The sequence below is a fragment of the Caulobacter sp. genome (genome assembly GCF_049283275.1).
Taxonomy (GTDB): domain Bacteria; phylum Pseudomonadota; class Alphaproteobacteria; order Caulobacterales; family Caulobacteraceae; genus Caulobacter.
The window spans coordinates 1-6,018 of record NZ_JBAPVS010000049.1 but is presented as its reverse complement, the minus strand read 5'-3'; the positions used below and the strand labels follow the sequence as shown (position 1 = coordinate 6,018).

Below are 6,018 nucleotides of genomic sequence, written 5' to 3'. Positions count from 1 at the left end.
CTGAAGGGTTGCGATCTGACCAGCGCTGAGCTGCCGGACGGGTTCGGGGGCTAAGGGTCTCTAATTTCCTAGCGTGTAGCGGAAGCCCAGCGACACGCTGAACTGGTCAGGCGAGCCCAGGTCCGCGACGATGGGGCTGTCGGCGGCGTCGCCGAGCAGGCGATGATAGTCGCCGGCGGCCGCCACGCTCCAATGGCGGCTCAGGCTGTACTCCGCGCTGGCCACCAAGCCGGCGTTGAGGGCGGACCCGCCCGGCGCGTAGGGCGCGATGCCGAACGGGCTGCGCGCGGCTTCGATCGGATCGACGCCGAAATAGGTGCGGGCGAACTTGTCGTCCCCCCAGGCCAGGCGCGGTCCGATCGACAAGACCAGCGGGTCGTTGCGCCATATGGCGTCGGCCCCCAGGTTGGCCACCCACGCCTCGTGGCCGTTGAAGCCGCGCCGCACCTCGCCGCGAAGGCGCAGGTTCTCGGTGGGCCAGTAGTTGACGAACGCGCCGGCCTCCACCGTCCAATCGATCTTTTCGAAGCCTCTCAGGTCATCCTTGTTGTCGCGTTCGGAGAGCCAGCGTCCGGACAGTCCGGCGGACCAGCTCTCGCCGCCGAACAGACCCAGGCTGACCCCGTCGTCCGGCGCGGCGAACGCCGGTTGGGTTCCTTGCCGGGAGATGGCGAGACTGCCGCTGGGGCCCAGACGATAGTCGTTCGAGCCCATGTAGTCGGGGGCGAGGCGCGCGCTGAGGCGCACGCTGTTCAAGGTCCAGCCGAAGGCGGTCATGTCCGTCACGTCTGAATCCTGGGCCGCGGCGGGCGTCACGGCCATCAGGACGCTCGCCGCCGCGAGGCCGCCGGCCCAGAGGCCGCCTCTTCGAACCTGGCGCGTGGCGGCGTTGGAATGAAACATGGATCGGCTCCCTCAGGCCTGGAGAGTACGTCACGAGGTGAGCGCCGCTAATTCGGACAACCCCTGGATAGCTCCGTCAAGCTTGGACCCAACGCCGGGGCGGGTCGAAGGTTCAACCTTGGCGGGCGCGGCGCCGCGCGGGGCGTCAGGCGCCTTCGATATCGGCGCCCGCCGTCCACCCGAAACGAACCTCCGCCTACATCCGCTTCTTCAGCGGCGCCAAGTCCGGATAGACCGGTTCGCGGTTCTGGGCCCGGGCCTGGAAGGCCTCCATCATGTGCGGCGGCGAGAACATGCCGGTCTGCCAGGTGGCGATGTAGTCCAGCCCGTCCTTGATCGTGTGATCGCGGGCGTAGTTGATCATCACCTTGCTGCCGGCCACGGCCAGAGGCGACTTCGACGCGATCTCGCGGGCGGTCGCCAGGGCGTGGGCGACCACCTCCTCGTGGGTGGGCAGCACCTCGTTGACCAGGCCGATGTCGCGCGCCCGGGCGGCGGGCAGGCGGCGGCCCGTGTAGGCCAGTTCGCGCACCCAGCCTTCGGGGATCAGCTTGCACAGGCGCGGGAAGGTGCCGACGTCGGCGGTCATGCCGATATTGATCTCGTGGATCGTGAAGAAGGCGTCGGCGCTGGCGTAGCGGATGTCGCAGGCGCTGGTGAAGTCCACCGCCCCGCCGATGCAGCCGCCCTGGATGGCGGCGATCACCGGCATGCGCGCTTCGTCCAGGCAGCTGAACGTGTCCTGCAGATGATGCACGTGGCGGCGGAAGCTCTCGGCGGCCACATAGCGGTCGGCGGGCTCGCCGCCGGTCACGCCCTCGCCGTCCGTGAACACCGACAGGTCCATGCCGGCGCAGAAATGCTTGCCGGTCGAGGAGATGACGATGCACCGGGCGCGGGCGTTGTCGTTGATATCGCCGATGATGGCCGGCAGCTCGTTCCAGAACGCCCGGGTCATAGTGTTGAGGGCTTCGGGGCGTTTCAGGCGCACATGCGCCACGCCGGCCTCGATCTCGACGTCGAAGCAGCTATAGTCTGGCCTGTCCTGCACGCGCGTTCTCCCTTATCGTTGATCACTTGTATCACGGGCGCGGCGGGCGCCAACGGGCCCTGATCCTAGAGCCGGGTTTTTGCGAAGGAGACCTTCCCCCATGGTCAAGCATTCGATCGCCACCACCCTGTCCGTCGGCGCGGTTCTCGCCTCCCTGGTCGTCGCGCCCATGCCGGCGATGGCCCAGTCCAAAGGCATCGGCGGGCTGTTCGCCTGCGAGGGCTCGGGCAACAAGCAGGAGGGCGGGGCCCTGATCGGGGCCGGCGTCGGCGCCTTGCTCGGGCGGACCATCGCCAAGGACAACAAGACTCTCGGCACGCTGCTGGGCGGCGCGGCCGGCGCGGCGGCGGGGGCCTATATCGGCTGCCGCATGCAGTCGACCGACCAGGCCATGGCCCAGCAGGCCACCAAGAGGGCTTTGGATAACGGCCAGTCGCAGAGCTGGAGCAATTCGCGCACGGGCGCCTCGGGCCGCATCGACGTGGTGTCGTCGTCCTACGGCCCGCCGCTCAGCGGCGAGGGCCTCAGCTTCGAGCGCGGCGTTCAGGTCCTGCCCAGCTACGACGCGGTCGGCGGCGACTACACCGTCCGCTCCACGGCCAATCTGCGCTCGGGTCCGTCGACCAGCGGCAAGGTGGTTGGCAAGCTGGCGGCCGGCGAGCGCGTCCAGGTGCTGGGCGGAGCGCCGAACAGCAACTGGCTGCTGATCGGCCGCAACGGCTACGGCGCCGGCTACGTCTCGTCCTCGCTGCTCAGCCAGAGCGGCTATGGCCCGGCGCCCAGCTGCCGGATCATCAACGCCTCGATCAGCACCCGGAGCGCGGCCTCCACCAGCGAACGCTACAGCGCCTGCAAGGACACCAAGGGCGAGTGGCAGCTGACGCCGGCGTAAGCTCGGCAACGCAAGTTCGGCGAACACTTGCCCCCTACGGGTCGCTTCGCGACCGTCTTCCCCCCTAGGGGGAAGAGGAGCCTGGCGCGCGTCCTCCGCCCCCTATGGGGGCGGACAGACCGCGAAGCGGTCAGGTGGGGGCAAGTGTTCACCGCACCGCTTCACAGATCCACCACCTCGCACTTGATCCGCGCGCGGATCTCGTCGGCCACGATCGCCCTGTGGCAGCATCGGGCCTCGTGCTCGTAGCAGAGCAGGGCGATCGGTTTCCCGCTTGCCAGGGCGGTCGCCTCGCCCAGCGCCACTTGCGCGGCCGGTTCGGCCAGGTGGGCGTGGAAGATCGCCCGCATCTCGTCGATCCGGCCTGCCCGCGCCGCCTCGCGCCCGGCCTTGGGCGTGCCCAGCGGCCGCAGATGGACGTAAGCGATCCCCTCGGCCTTCAGGCTGTTTCCCAGCATGGTCTTGGAAAAGCCGGGCCGGCGCGAGGACGCCACGGCGCGCACGTCGACCACCGTCTCGACCCCCGCGGCCTTCAGCCGGCCGATCATGCCGTCCAGGGTGTCGAGCTCGTATCCGATTGTCGCCAAGGGGTTTGTGGGCGGTTTCATGGCTCCTCCATGGACGAGGTAACGCCGTGAGCCTACCTTAGGGACCAGTGGCCGCTACAGGAGCATCTCGCCATGGACGCGGCCGTTTTCCGTGACCCCCGCCGACGGTTCATCCCGATCTCCAGCCGCGCCGGCGCCGGCGAGATGGCGGTGCTGGAGTTCGGTCCCGCCGATCGGCCGGTCGACGTGGTCTTCGTCCACGCCAACGGCTTCAACGGCCAGACCTATCGCGCCCTGCTGGCCCCGTTGTCGGCCGGACTGCGGGTCCTGGCGGTCGACCAGCGCGGCCATGGCTCCAGCCGCCTGGCGGCGAACCCGGAGCACCGGCGAAGTTGGCTGGATCTTCGCGACGATCTGCTGGCCCTGCTGACCGCCCTGGACCAGACGCAGCCGGTGGTGCTGGCCGGCCATTCGATGGGCGGCACCGTCAGCCTGTTGGCCGCCGCCGCCAGACCCGAAGCCGTGCGCGGCCTCGTCCTGCTCGACCCGGTGATCATGCCCCGGATCATGGCCTTCTACGCCCACATGCCCTGGACCTCCGGCGCGCTGTGGAAGCACCTGCCCATGGTCCAGGGGGCGCTGCGCCGCCGCTCGGTGTTCGACAGCCGCGAGGCCGCCTTCACCGCCTATCGTGGGCGGGGGGCGTTCCGGACCTGGCCCGAGTCCATGCTGGCCGACTATGTGGGCGGCGGCTTTCGGGATCGCGACGACGGCAAGGTCGAGCTGGCCTGCGCCCCGGCCTGGGAGGCCTCCAACTACAGCGCCCAGGCTCATGACCCCTGGCGAGCCATGGGCGCGATCCGCTGCCCGGCCCGCATCCTCAAGGCCGAGAAGGGCTCGACCGCCCATGTCGGCGACGGCGCGGCCCTGATGCGCCGCCATCCCTTGATCCGTGTCGAGACGGTGGCGGGCGCCAGCCACTTCCTGCCGATGGAGCGCCCGGACCTGGCGCGCGAGGCGATCTTCGAGATGGCGACGGCCTAGGGCGATGGCGCGAACCCTGGCGGACCTGGCGGCGCGCTACGCCATGCATCCCGAGATGATCGGGGTGACGATCGACGCCCCGGACGTCCTGGGCAGGGGCCGTGACGGCCTGCTGCACCTGGCGGCGCGGATGGGCCGGGAGGCCGATGTCCGCGATCTGGTGCGCCTGGGCGCGAGCATCGACCTGCCCGGCGACCAGGGCTTTACGGCGCTGCACTACGCCGCGGCGGCCGGCCACGCCCGGGTCGTCGATACGCTGCTTGCGCTGGGAGTCGACCTCGACGTCAAGAACCACTGGGACCAGACGGCGCTGGAAGTGGCCATGCTGGCCGGGCATGGCGCGCTGATGGAGCGGCTCTAGCGCTACGGCAAATCTGGCTGTCATCCCGGACGAGCGCGCAGCGCGAAGATCCGGGACCGACGCGTGAACTCGGCGCTTCCGGCGGTCCCGGATCGGCGGCCCTGCGGGCCTTGTCCGGGATAACAGCCGTTTTCGAGTTTAACCTGGACTAAAGCGCCAGCCCCGCCACCGCCGACTTCGCCAGCTCGGCCCGCGCCGCGTCCGAGATCGATACGACCTTGCGGGCGTCGAGGTCGAAGGTGATGGCCACGGCTTCCGACGTGCCCCAGGCCCGGCCGGTGGTGGGGTCCAGCATCCAGTGGACCACGCGCATGGCCTGGCCTTGCGTCCCGACCAGGCCCGAGCGCAGCTCCACCCGGTCGCCGGCCCTGGGCCAGGCCAGGTGGACCAGGCGGTACTCCAGGACCGCCCCGCCGACCCGCGTCGGTTTGTGCTCGGCATGGGCGACCACGGTGTCGCGGAACGGACCGATGAACGCGCCGATGCCGTCCGAAACCCGGCCGATGAACTGCTCGGCGCGCATTCGTCCGAACACGTCGCAATCGGTCGGCGACAGGGCGCCCAGGCCGCTCCGCTTGAGGCCCAGAACCTGGGCGCGCTCCAGGCCGGCGGTCGCCTCGAACGGCGACAGGTCGATGCTGCGGGCCCGGGCCTGTTCGGGGACCTCGACCTTCAGCGCCGCGGCCCGTTCATGCACGACGCGCGGCCAGGGGAAGGCCTCGCCCTCGCGCGGGGTGACGTGGGCGAGGGTGGTCTGGAAGGTCGCCGCCAACTGACCGCTGGCGGTGTGGACCAGCAGCTGCAGCACCTTGGCCTCGGTGTCGGAGATCTCGATCACCCCGCCCAGCATGTGCAGGGCCGCCCCGGCATGGGCCTCGCGCAGGAAGCGGATGTGCTGCTCGCGGACCACCACGGTGGCGTTGGCGTAGGGCGAGAAGGCGTGCGGCAGGCCCAGCTCCGCCGCCAGCCCCGCCAGCCCCTCCATGGCCCGCACGACGTAGAAGCGCACGTTCATGTGCCCCATCTCGTCGCAGTCCCAGGTGTTGACGCCTCCACGCCAGATCTCGACGCCGGGATGGGTCTCAGCGGTCGTCATGGCGGCGGTTCCGGGGCGGGTGAACGGTTGTTCGAACCCTAGCGGCGTTTGCGCGGTGTTCGCAATCTCCGCCGGGGACATGCCCTTGCGGCGTGTCCCCCGATACATCCCGTCGCCTTGCCC

At 70.0% G+C, this 6,018-nt stretch carries 7 protein-coding genes; 3 read left to right on the top strand and 4 right to left on the bottom strand.

Annotated features, from left to right (window positions below; all coding sequences use genetic code 11):
• Positions 1 to 60: 60 nt before the first annotated feature.
• Positions 61 to 903: a MipA/OmpV family protein gene (locus WAL33_RS02615; protein WP_422178202.1), complete on the bottom strand. Its 843-nt coding sequence runs from the start codon at positions 901 to 903 to the stop codon at positions 61 to 63.
• Between the two features lie 196 nt (positions 904 to 1,099).
• Positions 1,100 to 1,954: a crotonase/enoyl-CoA hydratase family protein gene (locus WAL33_RS02610; protein WP_422178200.1), complete on the bottom strand. Its 855-nt coding sequence runs from the start codon at positions 1,952 to 1,954 to the stop codon at positions 1,100 to 1,102.
• Positions 1,955 to 2,054: 100 nt separating this feature from the next.
• Here WAL33_RS02610 and WAL33_RS02605 point away from each other — a divergent pair, with 100 nt between their 5' ends.
• A complete protein-coding gene (locus WAL33_RS02605; protein ID WP_422178198.1) occupies positions 2,055 to 2,846 on the top strand; it encodes an SH3 domain-containing protein in 792 nt (263 codons plus the stop codon).
• Positions 2,847 to 3,007: 161 nt separating this feature from the next.
• Here the strand turns inward: WAL33_RS02605 and WAL33_RS02600 are convergent, their stop codons facing one another.
• Entirely contained in the window at positions 3,008 to 3,454 is a 447-nt protein-coding gene (locus tag WAL33_RS02600; RefSeq protein ID WP_422178196.1) for a DUF488 family protein, read from the bottom strand.
• A 72-nt stretch (positions 3,455 to 3,526) separates the two neighbouring features.
• Here WAL33_RS02600 and WAL33_RS02595 point away from each other — a divergent pair, with 72 nt between their 5' ends.
• The gene (locus tag WAL33_RS02595) at positions 3,527 to 4,438 is read left to right on the top strand and encodes an alpha/beta fold hydrolase (RefSeq protein ID WP_422178194.1); all 912 of its coding nucleotides are present in this window, start codon (positions 3,527 to 3,529) and stop codon (positions 4,436 to 4,438) included.
• Positions 4,439 to 4,442: 4 nt separating this feature from the next.
• Positions 4,443 to 4,799, top strand: a complete 357-nt coding sequence (locus WAL33_RS02590; RefSeq protein ID WP_422178192.1) for an ankyrin repeat domain-containing protein — start codon at positions 4,443 to 4,445, stop codon at positions 4,797 to 4,799.
• Positions 4,800 to 4,947: 148 nt separating this feature from the next.
• On the opposite strand, the gene WAL33_RS02585 is transcribed toward WAL33_RS02590, so the two are convergent.
• Positions 4,948 to 5,895: a thioesterase family protein gene (locus tag WAL33_RS02585; RefSeq protein WP_422178190.1), complete on the bottom strand. Its 948-nt coding sequence runs from the start codon at positions 5,893 to 5,895 to the stop codon at positions 4,948 to 4,950.
• Between the last annotated feature and the right edge of the window lie 123 nt (positions 5,896 to 6,018).

What these genes read in the sequence shown, in the direction of transcription:
- WAL33_RS02600 (WP_422178196.1), bottom strand. Translation starts at nt 3,454, where the DNA reads ATGAAACCGCCCACAAACCCCTTGGCGACAATCGGATACGAGCTCGAC.
- WAL33_RS02585 (WP_422178190.1), bottom strand. Translation starts at nt 5,895, where the DNA reads ATGACGACCGCTGAGACCCATCCCGGCGTCGAGATCTGGCGTGGAGGC.
- WAL33_RS02615 (WP_422178202.1), bottom strand. Translation starts at nt 903, where the DNA reads ATGTTTCATTCCAACGCCGCCACGCGCCAGGTTCGAAGAGGCGGCCTC.
- WAL33_RS02605 (WP_422178198.1), top strand. Translation starts at nt 2,055, where the DNA reads ATGGTCAAGCATTCGATCGCCACCACCCTGTCCGTCGGCGCGGTTCTC.
- WAL33_RS02590 (WP_422178192.1), top strand. Translation starts at nt 4,443, where the DNA reads ATGGCGCGAACCCTGGCGGACCTGGCGGCGCGCTACGCCATGCATCCC.
- WAL33_RS02595 (WP_422178194.1), top strand. Translation starts at nt 3,527, where the DNA reads ATGGACGCGGCCGTTTTCCGTGACCCCCGCCGACGGTTCATCCCGATC.